This window comes from Flavobacterium xylosi, assembly GCF_042787345.1.
Classification (GTDB): domain Bacteria; phylum Bacteroidota; class Bacteroidia; order Flavobacteriales; family Flavobacteriaceae; genus Flavobacterium; species Flavobacterium xylosi.
Genome location: NZ_JBHZPZ010000007.1, coordinates 1 through 16,359, shown reverse-complemented (window position 1 = coordinate 16,359; position 16,359 = coordinate 1). Strand labels below are relative to the sequence as shown.

The following is a 16,359-nucleotide window of genomic DNA, read 5'->3' as shown; positions in this document are numbered from 1 at the left end:
AAATGACCGTCATTTCTGACGGTCATTTCTCACCTGAATCAACAATTATTTATTCTTTAGCATCTTTCATTTCTTCCGTTTTTGCTCCCATTCTGTTTACTTTTAACATTGGGGCAAATTTAAATTTTAAACCAGCAATTTTTTTATTGTCATCAACAGAAAGTCCTTCTTTTTCAACTGTATTTTTTCTGCTGTCTAATGCTTCATACATTAATTTTATCTCATCCCAATCCTCACGAGAGTAACTGTCTTTATTGTCTTCAGCAGTATGAATGAACTGTTGGTAAACACTATGAATATTGTCTTTATTTACCCAACTAAAATTCATGTCATCCCCGATTTTTCCTTGTCCAAACAAAGCATTTCTCAATTTTTGTTTAGAATTAATTGCAGCAGGCGCGGCAGCTTCATTTTGAGCATTCATATCCTCTTGCATTTTAGCTTTCAACGCTTCGTACTTTGCTTTACTTGCATCTATTCTTTCCTGTGCTTTTTCTTTATCCTTTAAATTTTCTAAAGCAGCTTCTGCATCACTAATTCTCATTTGGTATGAAGCATCGATTGCTTCCCAATTTGTTTTAGCATCTGCTTCAGCAACATTTCCAATAGAATCTACATATACTACATAGGTATCCACTTTTTTCTCTGCTTCCGTTGCTTTTTCGTCCTTACATGATGTAAATCCTAATGCGATTACCGCTGCTCCCAATAATAAATTTCTACTTTTCATAATTTCTTAATTTAATTAAATATTTCTGTTACAAATGTAAAGCAATTTACAAAAACTTCAGTAATTAACCAAAAATTATGAAAATAATAAAATAAATTACGAAATAAAAAGAGTTTTCCCAATAATTATATAACTTATTAGTGAAATACTATAAAACATCAAACTGTCTTTTTACTTATCAAAATTGAAGAAAGAAGCTAAAACAGGAATTTAATAGAATTTTAGGACAACTTTGAATTCTAATTTTGAAGCATTACTGTAACAAATTTAAAAAACAACTACTTATTTGTAATCCAAAAGTCTTTTGTACTTTTAAAATCTCAATAGCATCTCTAAAATCTAAAATTTCAATGGCCAATCCATTAATTAAAATATCCAATATAAAGCGAGATTTTGTTCTCGGAAACGAAATCGTTTATGTCCTTAAAGGCATTGATTTAGAAATAAACAAAGGCGAATATGTAGCATTGATGGGACCTTCCGGTTCCGGAAAATCAACTTTAATGAATCTTTTGGGTTGCTTTGACACGCCAACTTCAGGAACTTATATTTTGAACGGCAAAGATGTAAGTAAGATGAAAGATGATGAATTAGCCGAAATTCGTAACAAAGAAATAGGCTTCGTTTTCCAGACTTTTAATCTTTTGCCCAGAACGACAGCGCTGGACAATGTGGCTTTACCCATGATTTATGCGGGCTTTTCTAAATCGGATAGAAACAAACGTGCCTCTGAAGTACTCGAACAAGTGAATCTTGCCGATAGAATGGACCACCAGCCTAACCAACTTTCGGGTGGACAACGCCAGCGTGTGGCAATTGCGCGTGCTTTGGTCAACAAACCGTCAATCATTCTGGCCGATGAGCCTACAGGTAATCTGGACAGCAAAACATCTCTTGAAATAATGAAACTTTTTGGAGACATACACGCTAACGGAAATACCGTGATTTTAGTAACTCACGAAGAGGAGATTGCCGCTTATGCGCACCGAATTATCCGTTTAAGAGACGGACTGATCGAAAGCGATACGGTTAAATAGTTTTTTCAGGAGCTACTTCCGGCTATCCGCTTGTATCTCTTTCTTTTTTAAACAAAAAAGAAAGAGGCCGGGCTAGGCAATCGAACTCACAACAGCATTTAAAATTCCAAATAATACATAGCCTAAAATGAAAATCGCTATACTAACCTGCGAAAAACTTCCTGAATTAACTGCTGCAGACCAGCTTTTGATTCCAGAATTAGCCAAACATAATATTGTGGCAAAACCGGTAATCTGGAGCGATAAAACCGTAAATTGGAGCGATTTTGATTACTTGATCTTTCGTTCGACCTGGGATTATTTCGAGAAAGAAACCGAGTTTAACCATTGGCTTGACCAAATAGAAAAATTAGGAATTAAAACGCTTAATCCAATTGAAATCATCAAGCAAAACAAGCATAAGTTTTATTTGCGTGAAATGGAAAAGCAAGGAATTTCAATTCTTCCCACCGTTTTCATCGACAAAAGAAATTCACTTAATCTTGCTGAACTTATTCCTTCACATTGGAAAAAAGCAGTTATAAAACCCGCCTTTTCAGCCGGCTCCTATCTAACCGAAGTTTTTGACGTAGCTGACATTCAAAAAATAAACGCAGACTATAAAAATCTAGCGCAAGAAAAGGAATTGCTTTTGCAGGAATTCATGCCGCAAATCCAAATAGCAGGAGAAACCTCTTTTATATTTTTCAATAAAAAATTCTCTCATGCGGTAAACAAAAAACCCGTTAAAGGTGATTTTAGGGTACAGTCGCAATTTGGCGGAGCATACACTTTGGTTCAACCCAGCCAACAATTAATTGAAAAAGCACAAGAAATCGTGGATACTTTCCCCGAAAAATTATTATATGCCAGAGTCGACGGAATCATAATCGATACTGAATTATACTTAATGGAAATTGAATGTATTGAGCCTGATCTATATTTTGACATAGCTCCAGTTGCTCTTGAACGATTTGTCGCATCAATAGTCGAATTAATAGCCTAAATTTGTTGTTTACATTTTATAAGTTGGCACAAAAATAAACTCATATAGCATAAATGAAAGTATATACAAAAACGGGAGACAAAGGGACTACGTCACTTTTTGGAGGAACCAGGGTTCCCAAAGACCATGCTCGAATAGAAAGTTACGGAACGGTTGACGAATTGAATTCCCATATTGGATTAATTCGGGATCAGGAAATGAATGTTCATTACAAAGAAATTTTAATCGAAATTCAAGACCGCTTATTTACTGTCGGAGCAATTCTGGCCACACCCCCAGAAAAAGAAGTGATGAAAAATGGAGAACTCCGTTTAAAAAAATTGGGTATTATAGAAACTGATATTGAGTTACTGGAAAATGAAATAGACACTATGGAGGATGAGTTACCGCAAATGACTCATTTTGTATTACCCGGCGGCCATACAACTGTGTCATATTGTCATATAGCACGTTGCGTTTGTCGTCGTGCTGAACGTTTAGCAGTACATTTAAGCCATAACGAACCCGTTGCCGAGATCGCAATCAAGTACCTAAACCGACTTTCTGACTACCTTTTTGTGTTGGCACGAAAGTTGTCTCATGATTTAAACGCCGAGGAAGTTCAATGGATTCCGAGAAAATAGTTGGCAGTTTACAGTAGTCAGTTAGAAGTGAAAAACGGAACACCAACTACTAAAAACTGAACACTAATTAAAACGTTCTTAACTTTTTTTCAAAATAAATCATTTTTTACTTGTCTTTTTCAGTAAAAAATTTATTTTTGCACAAAACTAAATCGACAACAGATGTATTGGACATTAGAATTAGCCTCATATTTAAGTGACGCACCATGGCCTGCTAACAAAGACGAACTTATCGACTACGCTATTAGAGCAGGAGCTCCATTAGAGGTAGTAGAAAACCTTCAATCTATAGAAGACGAAGGTGAGATATATGAATCAATGGAAGAAATTTGGCCAGATTATCCGACAGACGAAGATTATCTTTGGAATGAGGATGAATATTAAAAAGTAAACCAATAAAAAGTCTCAAAAGAGGCTTTTTTTTTGGTTAAATTTACACAATTATACAAATAGAAATAAAAACATATCATGAGTTTCATAAACAGTATCATTAAAGTCTTTGTTGGAGATAAATCTCAAAAAGATGTCAAAGCTTTACAACCGTATCTTAACAAAATTAAAACTTTTGAAACGAGTTTAATGTCATTGTCTAATGATGATTTAAGAGCTCGCACCACTTTTTTTAAAGAAAGAATAAAAGAGGCTCGCGCTGACAAAGACGCGAAAATCAATACCTTAAAACAAGAAGTGGAAAGCATTGAGGATATTGACAAAAGAGAAGATATCTATGTTGCTATTGATGCGCTTGAAAAAGAAGCATACGACATTTCGGAAAAAACGTTGATGGAAATTCTTCCTGAAGCTTTTGCCGTTGTAAAAGAAACAGCAAGACGATTCAAAGACAACTCTCAAATAGAAGTAACTGCAACTGCTAAAGACCGTGAATTATCTGCAACAAAAAGCTATATAACCCTTGATGGTGATAAAGCAATTTGGGCAAATTCTTGGAGTGCTGCCGGTAAAGAAATTACTTGGGACATGATTCACTATGATGTCCAATTAATTGGAGGAATGGTTTTGCATGAAGGAAAAGTAGCTGAAATGCAAACGGGTGAAGGAAAAACATTGGTGGCAACTTTGCCTCTTTATTTAAATGCTTTGACTGGAAACGGAGTCCATTTAGTTACCGTGAATGATTATTTGGCTAAACGTGATAGTACATGGAAAGCGCCTTTATTCGAATTTCATGGTATGACAGTAGAATGTATTGACAATTACCAACCAAGTTCTGAAGGAAGAAAAGCGGCATACAATGCTGACATCACTTACGGAACGAATAACGAATTTGGTTTTGACTACCTAAGAGATAACATGGCGCATACGCCAGATGAATTAGTTCAAAGAAAACACAATTATGCGATTGTCGATGAGGTCGATTCCGTTTTGATTGATGATGCAAGAACACCATTGATAATTTCAGGTCCAGTTCCGCAAGGAGATCGCCATGAGTTCATGGAAATGAAACCAAAAATTGAAAACTTAGTTAGTTTGCAACGTCAATTGGCTAACAGTTTCTTATCGGAAGCTAAAAAATTAATCAAAGAAGGAAATACCAAAGAAGGTGGATTCAATTTATTAAGAGCGTATAGAGCATTGCCTAAAAACAAAGCACTTATCAAATTTTTAAGTGAAGAAGGAATTAAACAATTACTTCAAAAGACCGAAAATCAATACATGCAAGACAACAATCGCGAGATGCATAAGATTGATGAAGCTTTGTATTTTGTAATTGAAGAAAAAAACAACCAAGTTGAACTGACTGACAACGGAATTAAATACTTGTCTTCAGATTCTGATGATAATAACTTTTTCGTTCTTCCAGATATTGGAACCGAAATTGCAGCTATCGAAAAGAAAAAATTAGACAAAGATACTGAGGCTGAAGAAAAAGAAAGATTATTTCAGGATTTTGGTATAAAAAGCGAACGTATTCATACTTTGACTCAACTTCTGAAAGCTTATGCTTTGTTTGAGAAAGATGTAGAATATGTAATCATGGATAATAAAATCATGATTGTAGATGAACAAACGGGTCGTATCATGGACGGTCGTCGTTATTCTGATGGATTACATCAAGCAATTGAAGCCAAAGAAAACGTAAAAATCGAAGCCGCTACACAAACATTTGCTACGGTAACTTTACAGAATTACTTCAGAATGTACAACAAACTGGGTGGTATGACGGGAACAGCTTCAACTGAGGCTGGCGAGTTATGGCAAATCTACAAACTGGATGTGGTAGAAATTCCTACTAACAGAGGAATGGCCAGATTAGACAAAGAAGATTATATCTATAAAACTACTCGTGAAAAATTCAATGCGGTAATCGATGATGTAACTCAATTATCAAATGCGGGAAGACCGGTACTTATTGGAACAACCTCTGTGGAGATTTCTGAATTATTAAGCCGAATGCTTAAAATGAGAGGTGTTGCGCACAATGTTTTGAATGCAAAAATGCACAAACAAGAAGCGCAGATTGTTGAAGAAGCTGGAAAGTCCGGCGTCGTAACGATTGCTACAAACATGGCCGGTCGTGGTACCGATATTAAATTATCTGCCGAAGTGAAAGCCGCGGGTGGATTAGCGATTGTAGGTACGGAACGTCACGATTCGCGTCGTGTTGACCGTCAGTTACGTGGTCGTGCCGGTCGTCAAGGTGATCCGGGAAGTTCTCAGTTTTATGTTTCTCTTGAAGATAACCTAATGCGTTTGTTTGGTTCTGAAAGAGTGGCTAAAGTTATGGACAGAATGGGGTTGCAAGAAGGAGAAGTGATTCAACATTCGATGATGACAAAATCTATCGAACGTGCGCAGAAAAAAGTAGAAGAAAATAACTTTGGTGTTCGTAAGCGTTTATTGGAATACGATGATGTTATGAATGCACAACGTGAAGTAGTTTACAAACGTCGTCGTCATGCTTTGTTTGGAGAACGTTTGAAATTGGATATCGCCAACATGCTTTATGATACCTGCGAATTAATCGTAGATGAAAATAAAGCGACTAACGATTTCAAAAATTTTGAATTCGAATTGATTCGTTATTTCTCCATTACTTCTCCAGTTACACAAGCAGAGTTCAGTAAATTGCCAGAAATGGAATTAACAGGTAAAATTTACAAAGCAACGCTGGAATTTTACACGGAGAAAACAGAAAGAAGCGCCAGAGAAGCATTTCCTATTATAAAAGAGGTATACGAAGATAAAAACAACCAATTTGAGCGTATTGTAGTTCCATTTACGGATGGTATCAAAACCTTAAATGTGGTTACTGATTTGAAGAAAGCATACGATACTCAGGGAAATCAATTAGTTGCTGATTTCGAAAAGAATATCACTTTGTCTATCGTTGATGAAGCCTGGAAAAAACATTTACGTAAAATGGACGAGTTGAAACAATCGGTTCAGCTAGCGGTTCACGAACAAAAAGATCCATTGCTAATTTACAAACTGGAAGCGTTCAATTTGTTTAGAGCAATGATTGACAACGTAAATAAAGAAGTTATTTCATTTTTATTTAAAGGTGATTTACCGGCGCAACAGAATCAACAAATTCAGGAAGCAAAAGAAGTTCGTCAGAAAGAAGACTTTAAATTGAGTAAAGACGAGATTCCAAATAGTGAAAATGAAAATCGTGAAGCGGGACAAACCCAACAACGACAAGTAACAGAGACTATCGTGAGAGATATGCCAAAAATCAATCGTAACGATACTGTTAGCATTCAAAACGTAGCCAACGGACAAGTACAAGAAATGAAATACAAAAAAGCCGAAAGCTTAATCGCCTCAGGGCAATGGGTTATCGTTAACTAAAAACCGTTTCGATTTCTTACTATTAAATTCCCCAATTACGAAAGTAGTTGGGGAATTTTTTTATATTTGAAAATAGAATAATCATATAAAATGTCCACGTCAAATTCTGTTACAATTCCTCACGACCTACTTGTCGCCAAAGAACTTAGATACGATAATTACCACTACAAATGTTCTTTTCCAATAAAAGAAAAAGAGAGTTCTTAATATGGCGCTTACACTTTTGAGATTAACACCTTGTCCGTTAAATTTCTTACTGCTAAAATTACTCCAACTATGATTGGACAATTCCTTACTTTATGGAAAAGAAGCGGAAAAGGCCCGATTCAACCTTTTGATTTTACAGACCCAATTGATCTTGTCATTATAAAAACTAGAAAGATGATCGCCTTGGCCAATTTATCTTTCCAAAGTCAGTGCTTTGTGAACAGGGTATTATTTCTATTAGCAAAATAGAAGGCAAACGCGCAATTCGAGCCTATCCTCCTCGGGATCTAAAAACCAATAAACAAGCATAATCAAGCACAAAAAATACAAAAATGGCAATTGGAATTTTTCTTAGAAATCCCATTTGATAAGAAAATCGATATAGACCGCGTAAAATTGCTTTTATCGTAAAGATTAGGGCTTGAAAAGGGATTTTATTTATAAAGAAATCCAAAATTCTACTACAATTTTACGGATCAAAAAGTATCTTCTAAATTTTTAAAAAATAATAGATTAATAGCACTTCATTGCTAGATTGCAATATTAAAAACCGAACTCATTTACCTTTTATCCAACTATTTTCGTATTTTTGAGAGAAAGAAAAGCGGCGTCTTTTTTCTTCGATTAAAGTTTAAAGTCAGTCCAAAAAACAAGTTAATTTTCACATTCCATCTATTAGATTCTTTTTCTTTAATTCGCTAATAATTATACGCATAATCTATTTTAATTTTTATTGTGATAAATAATATCTATAACCAAATAAAACATGAAGATGAATGCTATCGATTCATAAGATACATTATTGTTAATTTTACTAAATAAGAAACACATTAAATTTATAAAAATAAAGATGGAAAATAATAACAATACAGATCTATCCAACGGTCAAGGTAAATGCCCAGTCAATCATGAACAACTTCCACTAAACGAAGGCGCGACTATAGTTGAAGCCAACCATGATGCATCAGCAGGAAAATGCCCAGTAATGCATGGTGGAAATACTTCAACCAAAGCGAATGTTATGGGGTGGTGGCCCAATGCACTTAACCTTGACATATTGAGCCAAAATGATACTAAAACAAATCCTTTCGGACAAGAGTTTAATTATCAAGAAGAACTTAAGAAACTCGATATTGAAGCCTTAAAGAGGGATATGCATGCCTTAATGACGGATAGCCAAGACTGGTGGCCTGCAGATTGGGGTCATTACGGTGGATTAATGATACGGCTTTCTTGGCATTCTGCTGGATCGTACCGTATTTCTGATGGTCGTGGCGGTGGTGGCTCAGGTAATCAACGTTTTGCACCTTTAAATTCGTGGCCTGATAATGTTAATTTAGACAAAGCAAGAAGATTACTATGGCCTATCAAGAAAAAGTACGGTAATAAAGTGAGTTGGGCCGATTTACTTGTTTTGGCCGGTACAATTGCTTATGAAGACATGGGATTAAAAACCTTTGGATTTGCCTTCGGACGTGAAGATATTTGGAGCCCAGAAAAAGACACCTATTGGGGATCTGAAAAAGAATGGTTAGCACCAAGTGACGAACGTTATGCTGATGTAGAGATTCCTTCTACTATGGAAAATCCATTAGCCGCTGTTCAAATGGGGCTAATTTATGTAAATCCAGAAGGAGTAAACGGTAAGCAAAACCCTTTGAAAACTGCTGGACAAATGCGTGAAACATTTGCTCGTATGGCAATGAATGATGAAGAAACGGTTGCATTAACTGCAGGTGGACATACAGTAGGTAAAACGCATGGGAATGGTGATGCAAGTCTCCTAGGTGATGATCCTGAAACAACAGGAGCTGAAGAACAAGGACTAGGGTGGAAAAATCCAACTAATTCTGGTAAAGGCCGTCATAGTGTAACAAGTGGACTTGAAGGCGCATGGACTACACACCCAACGAAGTGGGACAATGGATTCTTCCAAATGTTGTTCAATCACGAATGGGAATCTCGCAAAAGCCCTGCCGGTGCATTGCAATGGGAACCGATAAGTATTAAAGACGAAGATAGACCTGTAGATGTCGAAGATCCAAGTATTCGCCAAAATCCAATGATGACTGACGCTGATATGGCATTAAAAGTCGATCCTATTTATAGAGAAATCTCTTTGAAGTTCATGAACGACCAAGAATATTTTTCAGACACTTTCGCTCGTGCTTGGTTTAAGCTTACACACAGAGATATGGGGCCAAAAGTAAATTACTTTGGTACTGATGTTCCACAAGAAGATTTAATATGGCAAGATCCTATTCCTGCTGGAACTACAGATTACGACCGAAATGCTGTAAAAAATAAAATTGCTGCATCAGGATTATCTATTCCAGAAATGGTAAATACAGCTTGGGATAGCGCACGTACATTCCGCGGTTCAGATATGCGAGGTGGTGCCAATGGTGCACGCATTCGATTAGCACCACAAAAAGATTGGGAAGCAAATGAACCACAACGTTTAGCATATGTTTTATCTATTCTTGAAACTATTGCAGCTGAGTTTAGTATTAGTATCGCTGACACTGTTGTCTTAGCAGGTAATTTAGGAATAGAACAAGCGGCTAAAGCGGCTGGCGTAGCTATTACAGTTCCATTTTCAGCAGGTCGTGGAGATGCAACTGATGAAATGACAGATGCTGACTCTTTTATACCTTTAGAACCATTAGCCGATGGCTACCGTAACTACAGTAAAAAAGATTTCGCCGTAAGCTCTGAAGAAATAATGCTAGACCGCACACAATTAATGGGATTAACGGCACCAGAAATGACTGTTCTTGTTGGTGGAATGAGAGTGTTGGGAACTAATTATGGCAATACAAAACATGGTGTTTTCACTAATACAATAGGCGCTTTAACCAACGATTTCTTTGTCAACCTAACAGATATGGGCAATACATGGAAACCAACAGAAAAAGGTCTTTACGAAATTTGCGACCGTAAAACCGGAGTAGTAAAATGGACGGCAACAGGCGTGGATCTTGTTTTTGGGTCTAATTCTATTTTACGTTCTTACTCCGAAGTTTATGCACAGGACGACAGCAAAGAAAAATTTGTAAATGACTTTGTAAAAGCTTGGGCCAAAGTAATGAATGCTGATCGTTTCGATGTAAGATAATATTCATCCGCTGCTTATTCATAATAAGGATAACAGATTATCATCATATACTACTACAAATCCCCAATTACAAACTGTAGTTGGGGATTTTTTTTGCGCCTTATTTTCAGGAGCCATTCCCGCCCTACGCTGCAAGCTATTTGGTTTCAAACCCTTTTTCTAGCCGCTGTCAGGAGCTTCCTTTGGTCGCTCTGCCACCACTAGAAAAAAGTGATTTTCATCCGGCATAGGCTTTCCACTACTGTCGGGGCTAGGGATTTTGCGGTAAATAACTCCGTTTACGGTTTCCCGTACTGATCCTGTAAACAAAGAATATATCTTTGAGAATAAATGAGTCGCTGCTTTATTTTTATAAGTATTTTCAGCGATTTATTTATATATTTGAAAAAAAATAAAGTCTACTTTTTATCAGGTCTATCTTCCCAATTATGGGGCGATATGTATGACAAAAGTTAGACGTATATACTAGATGGCTGTCATTTACATAAACTATGAATTTAGATTACTACCAGAGACCATTTTACCTAATATCTCAACCTATAGTTTCTGAGGTCATTAAACAGCCACATTCAAAGAGAAAATCGTTTTGGGGATTGATACCTGAAAAAGAATGTAGCTATTTACAATCCAAAGAGTTAATTGAGACTTACTACTCTTCAATCTCAAAAGAAATTGAAAAGATTGTTTCTTCAAAATCAAGAATGTATTGGCTTCACTTATCTCGAAGAATTTCTCCAAGTACTTCAGGTAGGGATAAATCACCAATAACAATAGGAGTTACAAGAAAAATTATAGATGGCGCTATTGAAAAATATGCTAAAGATGAGTTTTGTGAACATATTGGAATTACTGGAGAAATTGAAATTAGTGAAGTCTTTGATGGATTGCTGTTAAGTGATGATTTTAAATACGAAAGAGAATTACTGAAAAGCTTACCTCGACAAATAGTACTAACTAAGTTCAATCAAACTAATATGCTAGAGTACTATACATTGGAAAAGTTAGCATATGAAGTTTGGAAATGCGGTGCAACTTTAAGAGCTATAGGCAAAGGAGCTACGCTTAAAATTAATCATTCCGACAAAGAATACTTCACAGAAATTAGAACACCTGAACTTGCCTTCTTAATTGACAATTATGACGATAGGGATTTTTCTTTTATTACAACACGAAAGGGTGTAGTATTAGAAAATAAAGATGATTTGGATTCTGGCAAACTATTAGTTCCGATTTATAATATTTCTAATATTAAAATGGATTTATTCAATCCTATTTTTAAACAATTTGATATTCCTTTATCTTTTGGAGAAGATATGATGACTAATTTTTTACCCATATTATATCCATTAAGAGGTTTTTACAACAATAATAAACCATTATTTAGCTCATTTTTTAAAAAATATAACATTGAAGTTGTTTCTATTTTAACTGTAATTACAGCAGTAGCATATAGAATTTTTCACAAACTATTTTTAGAAAAGGATGTTGCGATGGTCAAGCCATTATTTTTAAGAGGTTATCAAGGTCCTATTTTAGAAAGTGATATTCTAAAAGAGTTAGATTATTTTAAAAATTTTGCTTTCCTCAATTTAGAATTAGATGAGGTTGAAAAAAAGAAAGTAAATATTAAAGAAGGCTTTGAATTTTTAAAACTTCAAAATAGAGATACAATTGATTTGCTTTTTGTTGCACCAGTAAAACTCTTCATTCCTGTTTCAAAAGACAAATTTATAATTGATTACAGTAAGATTTCTTCAATATTAGATGATTTAATGTTTCAAGTAGGTATTAAAGATGAAAATTTCAAAGGAGATTTATTTGAGTATGTTACAAATAAAACCAAATCGATTCTACCAACAAACCAATGTCATTCAAATAATAATTCATCAAAACAAATAGATTATGCAGTCGCAGTAAATAAAATTCTAGTAATATGTGAATGCAAACTAAAAGAAAATTCAATTGGCTACTATAAAGGTAATATGCAATCTATAAATCAAAGAAGAGAAAACGTAATTGACCTATCGATTGATGAATCAAATCAAAAAGTAATTTGGCTTTCTAAAAACCCAAAAGGCAGAAACTATGATATCTCTGAATTTGATTATATATTGCCGATCGGCTTATCTGCTTTTAAAGAGTTTATACCATCAACTAGCAAAAAATATTGGATAACTGAATCTATTCCTAGAGTTTTAACTATTGAAGAATTTAATGAAATTATTGACAACCAAATAATCTCAAAAAATAATTACAACTTAATTAAAATAAAAAACTCAGTTAAGAAAAATGACCAATAACGATGATTCAGCTCCGCAAAGTATCCCTGAAAACAAATAAATTTTTCGTAAATGCTGCGCAAATGTCTCTGACTTTGCGCAATTTTTATAAATGGAGATTATAGTAAACAGGTCATAAAGCAGCTAACTTTCAAATTAATTTTAGTGAAAATATCCTTGAATTTATTACAAATGAATCGTGTATCTTGTTTGAGATATTTTTTTAAATAAAAAAAACAGCTTTTTTTGTAATAATAACCCGTTATATTTACATGAAAAGTTAGAACACCATTAACATTACCAAAAAAAAAAATTATGAAAGAATACAAAGTAGAAAGTTTAATTTATTACTCCAAATTGACTTTAGATTCAAAGCACATTGCTAATGACTCAAAAAAAGAAATTCAAGAAAAACTAGATGAATATGCCGCAAAAGGATATAGGTTCACGACATCAACATCAACAAATTTTGGTTCTGCCATTTATATTCATTTGTATTTTGAAAAAGATATTTAATCAAAGTCAGAGAAAAATAATACCCGCTTCACAAAACACTTTTGAGAACACATAATTTTTTCATAAATGCTGCGCAAATGTCTCTGACTTTGCGCAATTTTTATAATATTAAAATTTCATAAAGAAGCTGAATTTTATCAACATTTAAAAATACTGAAGTATTAACAACAACTGAACATACTGAAAAAAACATACTTTAATCACTTGACATTTAAAAACTGGACATCTCTTTTAATGTTAATCTCCTTAGTTTTTATTCTTATGGGTAGTTTTGAAATTATTGAATTTGAATATAAAAGAACGAATAAAATTTTGGCTTCCATTGGTTTTTTTATCCAAGCAGCCTATTACAGTAAAATATTTTGGTACAAAAATTATGTTGAATGGAATAAACGGGGAATAAACATCAAAATAAATAGATTAATCAGTAAGTCTATAACATTTAAAAATGTCAAAAAAATAGAATTAGACAACACTAATTTAAAAATCATTCAGAAATCCGGAAGCGACAAAATATTCGAAATACATAACATTGCCAGTACTGATTTGGAAAAAATCGTGAAAATAATTACACAAAATAGCGGAATTGAAAGCTCTGAATTTTCTACAAATTGAAAAATCAAATAAATTACGGTTGCTTACTGCTAATGTCTCATTGTATTTGCAACGCAAACAATAACAGCTTCATAACGCAAACAAATACCTTTTTTGCTATCTTTATAAAAACATTAATCAATGAAAAAAATAGTACTTCTCCTGCTGGTTTCATTTCTATTTATTTCCTGTTGGCCAACAACGGATATCGGCGACATTCCTCAGCAACAATACAAACCAGTGATTATTGCCCGTAGCGCTCTGGAAAGTTCGATTGCTTTTCAAAATGCGTAACCCATTATTAAATCGGGAAAAATCTATATCAAGGACGATTTAATGTTTATCAACGATGTCAATAAAGGTTTTCACGTTTATGATTACACAGATCCTAAAAAACCAATCCGACTCCATTTTATAAAAGCTCCAGGCGCTACTGACTTAGCCATCAAAGGAAATACAGTGTACATCATTCAAGCAGTCGATTTAGTCACGGCCACTTTCAATTCTGCCACCAAAATTTTTACGGTCACCAACAGAAACAAAAATGTGTTTCCGCAAAAGCAAGCTCCAAATGGTTTACATAGCTACACAAAAGAAAATGAAATAATAATCGATTGGACTTTAATCAAGTAACACATGAAAAAAATTATATCCTTCGTATTACTAATATTTATAATGGGTTGTTCGGATAGTGACAGCGCACAAAACGGCGACATAGGGCAAGGTGGTTCACTTGCTGTTTTTGCCATAAAAGGGAATTATCTGTACGGCGTTGATCAGATGAAACTGAATGTATTCTCGCTAATCGATTCGGAAAAGCCTGTAAAAGTCAATGAGATTCCCATAGGTTTCGATATTGAAACCCTGTTTTCATATGGAGATAATTTGTTTATTGGATCTAGAAACGGAATGTTTATCTATTCAATCACCAATCCTGAAAACCCAACAAAGTTGTCCAGTGTGCAACACTTTACCGCTTGTGATCCTGTCATTGCCAATAGCACGCATTCCTATGTGACATTGAACTCGAACGCAACTTGCGGCAATAATATTAACGTTTTGCAGGTTTATGACACCAAAGATTTAAAAAATCCTAAATTAATTCACAGCAGAACACTCTCGCAACCAAAAGGCATCAGTTTTTACACCGCTGATTATTTATTAGTTTGTGATGATGTTATCAAAATATTCAACATTCAAAATCCTGCTGAACCTGTTTTAATGCACGCAATCGACAAAAATTGTTTTGATTTAATTGTGCGTGACAACACCTTATTTGCCATTGGGAACAACGGCGTCTACCGCTATAAAATGAATCCTAATAACATAAAAGACATACAACTGGAGAGTGAAACAACGTTTTAATGTTCCTCAAAATAACGTTCCTATATTCGCTAAATATCATTTATGAAATTTTGGCCCAAGCCAAACTTTCTACTAAAAATTTCATTTTCGGATAAATGTCAATCAATATTTGAATTCTGCAGTCGATTCATTAATTTTTCAATAATTAGAACTGCTTAAACGGTATTGAAATTAGCTTGTGAGCAACTGATAAAATATTCTCTTCATTGATTTCTGGTAAATTTGCAAGAGGAAACAATTGCTGTCCCGGACGGCTGACAAAAGCCGTTTGCCAACCCGCCCAATTTGCACCGGCAACATCCCAACCGTGGGCAGCTATCAACATACATTCATTCGGTTTTAATCTCATTTTTCTAGCAGCCCAATTATATGTATCTACATGTGGCTTGAATTTACCTACATCTTCTATACTTAACACATCGTCAAATATATCATGAATTCCCGCATATTTAAGTTGCGCTTCTACCGCTTTATTGGATGAGTTAGTGAAGGCTACCAATTTAAAACCTTCTTTTTTTAAAAGTAAGAGTGCTTCTTTTACTTCTGGATGTGCAGGCAATGATAAAATTGGGGCAACAGCATTTTTAGCTTGTTTATCCGTTATAGCAATTCCATTTTTGTGGCCAACCATTATAAGTGCAGCGGCTCCAATTTCTCCAAAATCTTTATAGTGGTTTGCCACTGTTGTAACCAATGAATATTGAAGCATTGTTGTGAACCACAAGGACATCAATTCTGGATGATCTCCAAGCACTGCACCAATACTTTTTTTCATCACATTAAGATCCAGCAACGTTTCATTTACATCAAAAAATAAAACCTTGGGTCTCTGGAAATAACTAACGCTGTACTCCTGTTTATGGTCTGTCTCTTTTTTTACAATTAGAGCAGGCGCACTAATTTCTTCTTCGCCAATAGTCCAAGTAGTATTTATTAAATTTTCGTTGCTGTTTTTAAATTCTTTCATTGTTTTTCTTTACTAGATTCAACTAATTAATGCAACTTTAGGGAAAAGATAAAGATATTTTTTCAAAAGAAAGGACTTTAAAGTCCTCTCTCTCGAATGGAATAAATGTTCTTTATTTGCTCCTG

The 16,359-nt window shown here is 34.6% G+C and carries 14 protein-coding genes and 1 pseudogene; 13 read left to right on the top strand and 2 right to left on the bottom strand.

The window, feature by feature from the left end; translation table 11 throughout:
- Positions 1–49: 49 nt before the first annotated feature.
- On the bottom strand, positions 50–730 hold the full coding sequence (locus tag ACFX5E_RS07280; RefSeq protein ID WP_379854535.1) for a hypothetical protein: 681 nt from the start codon (positions 728–730) through the stop codon (positions 50–52).
- A gap of 350 nt (positions 731–1,080) precedes the next feature.
- Between ACFX5E_RS07280 and ACFX5E_RS07275 the strand changes: the two genes are divergently transcribed.
- The 13 genes and pseudogenes from ACFX5E_RS07275 (at position 1,081) to ACFX5E_RS07215 (ending at position 15,267) form a co-directional block, all read left to right on the top strand.
- Complete coding sequence (locus ACFX5E_RS07275) at positions 1,081–1,767, top strand: ABC transporter ATP-binding protein (protein WP_379854534.1); 687 nt, start codon at positions 1,081–1,083, stop codon at positions 1,765–1,767.
- Between the two features lie 127 nt (positions 1,768–1,894).
- Positions 1,895–2,752: an ATP-grasp domain-containing protein gene (locus tag ACFX5E_RS07270; RefSeq protein ID WP_379854533.1), complete on the top strand. Its 858-nt coding sequence runs from the start codon at positions 1,895–1,897 to the stop codon at positions 2,750–2,752.
- 53 nt (positions 2,753–2,805) lie between these two features.
- A complete protein-coding gene (locus tag ACFX5E_RS07265) occupies positions 2,806–3,375 on the top strand; it encodes a cob(I)yrinic acid a,c-diamide adenosyltransferase (RefSeq protein WP_379854532.1) in 570 nt (189 codons plus the stop codon).
- Positions 3,376–3,537: 162 nt separating this feature from the next.
- On the top strand, positions 3,538–3,759 hold the full coding sequence (locus tag ACFX5E_RS07260) for a DUF2795 domain-containing protein (RefSeq protein ID WP_007138072.1): 222 nt from the start codon (positions 3,538–3,540) through the stop codon (positions 3,757–3,759).
- A gap of 84 nt (positions 3,760–3,843) precedes the next feature.
- A complete protein-coding gene (gene secA, locus ACFX5E_RS07255) occupies positions 3,844–7,188 on the top strand; it encodes a preprotein translocase subunit SecA (protein WP_379854531.1) in 3,345 nt (1,114 codons plus the stop codon).
- Between the two features lie 237 nt (positions 7,189–7,425).
- A pseudogene (locus ACFX5E_RS07250) lies at positions 7,426–7,706 on the top strand (MepB family protein).
- Positions 7,707–8,245: 539 nt separating this feature from the next.
- Complete coding sequence (gene katG / locus ACFX5E_RS07245) at positions 8,246–10,513, top strand: catalase/peroxidase HPI (RefSeq protein ID WP_379854530.1); 2,268 nt, start codon at positions 8,246–8,248, stop codon at positions 10,511–10,513.
- Positions 10,514–11,004: 491 nt separating this feature from the next.
- Positions 11,005–12,813: a hypothetical protein gene (locus ACFX5E_RS07240; protein WP_379854529.1), complete on the top strand. Its 1,809-nt coding sequence runs from the start codon at positions 11,005–11,007 to the stop codon at positions 12,811–12,813.
- Between the two features lie 294 nt (positions 12,814–13,107).
- Positions 13,108–13,308: a DUF4177 domain-containing protein gene (locus ACFX5E_RS07235; RefSeq protein WP_073355212.1), complete on the top strand. Its 201-nt coding sequence runs from the start codon at positions 13,108–13,110 to the stop codon at positions 13,306–13,308.
- Positions 13,309–13,542: 234 nt separating this feature from the next.
- A complete protein-coding gene (locus ACFX5E_RS07230) occupies positions 13,543–13,923 on the top strand; it encodes a hypothetical protein (RefSeq protein ID WP_379854528.1) in 381 nt (126 codons plus the stop codon).
- Between the two features lie 120 nt (positions 13,924–14,043).
- A complete protein-coding gene (locus ACFX5E_RS07225) occupies positions 14,044–14,196 on the top strand; it encodes a hypothetical protein (protein WP_379854527.1) in 153 nt (50 codons plus the stop codon).
- A 42-nt stretch (positions 14,197–14,238) separates the two neighbouring features.
- Entirely contained in the window at positions 14,239–14,535 is a 297-nt protein-coding gene (locus tag ACFX5E_RS07220) for a hypothetical protein (protein ID WP_379854526.1), read from the top strand.
- A gap of 3 nt (positions 14,536–14,538) precedes the next feature.
- The gene (locus tag ACFX5E_RS07215; protein WP_379854525.1) at positions 14,539–15,267 is read left to right on the top strand and encodes an LVIVD repeat-containing protein; all 729 of its coding nucleotides are present in this window, start codon (positions 14,539–14,541) and stop codon (positions 15,265–15,267) included.
- 145 nt (positions 15,268–15,412) lie between these two features.
- Here ACFX5E_RS07215 and ACFX5E_RS07210 read toward each other — a convergent pair whose 3' ends face one another.
- Positions 15,413–16,234, bottom strand: coding sequence for a haloacid dehalogenase type II (locus tag ACFX5E_RS07210; protein ID WP_379854524.1), 822 nt, complete (start codon positions 16,232–16,234; stop codon positions 15,413–15,415).
- Between the last annotated feature and the right edge of the window lie 125 nt (positions 16,235–16,359).

Coding starts and splice junctions, on each gene's coding strand:
- ACFX5E_RS07280 (WP_379854535.1), bottom strand. CDS start 730: ATGAAAAGTAGAAATTTATTATTGGGAGCAGCGGTAATCGCATTAGGA.
- ACFX5E_RS07275 (WP_379854534.1), top strand. CDS start 1,081: ATGGCCAATCCATTAATTAAAATATCCAATATAAAGCGAGATTTTGTT.
- ACFX5E_RS07270 (WP_379854533.1), top strand. CDS start 1,895: ATGAAAATCGCTATACTAACCTGCGAAAAACTTCCTGAATTAACTGCT.
- ACFX5E_RS07265 (WP_379854532.1), top strand. CDS start 2,806: ATGAAAGTATATACAAAAACGGGAGACAAAGGGACTACGTCACTTTTT.
- ACFX5E_RS07260 (WP_007138072.1), top strand. CDS start 3,538: ATGTATTGGACATTAGAATTAGCCTCATATTTAAGTGACGCACCATGG.
- secA (WP_379854531.1), top strand. CDS start 3,844: ATGAGTTTCATAAACAGTATCATTAAAGTCTTTGTTGGAGATAAATCT.
- katG (WP_379854530.1), top strand. CDS start 8,246: ATGGAAAATAATAACAATACAGATCTATCCAACGGTCAAGGTAAATGC.
- ACFX5E_RS07240 (WP_379854529.1), top strand. CDS start 11,005: ATGAATTTAGATTACTACCAGAGACCATTTTACCTAATATCTCAACCT.
- ACFX5E_RS07235 (WP_073355212.1), top strand. CDS start 13,108: ATGAAAGAATACAAAGTAGAAAGTTTAATTTATTACTCCAAATTGACT.
- ACFX5E_RS07230 (WP_379854528.1), top strand. CDS start 13,543: ATGTTAATCTCCTTAGTTTTTATTCTTATGGGTAGTTTTGAAATTATT.
- ACFX5E_RS07225 (WP_379854527.1), top strand. CDS start 14,044: ATGAAAAAAATAGTACTTCTCCTGCTGGTTTCATTTCTATTTATTTCC.
- ACFX5E_RS07220 (WP_379854526.1), top strand. CDS start 14,239: ATGTTTATCAACGATGTCAATAAAGGTTTTCACGTTTATGATTACACA.
- ACFX5E_RS07215 (WP_379854525.1), top strand. CDS start 14,539: ATGAAAAAAATTATATCCTTCGTATTACTAATATTTATAATGGGTTGT.
- ACFX5E_RS07210 (WP_379854524.1), bottom strand. CDS start 16,234: ATGAAAGAATTTAAAAACAGCAACGAAAATTTAATAAATACTACTTGG.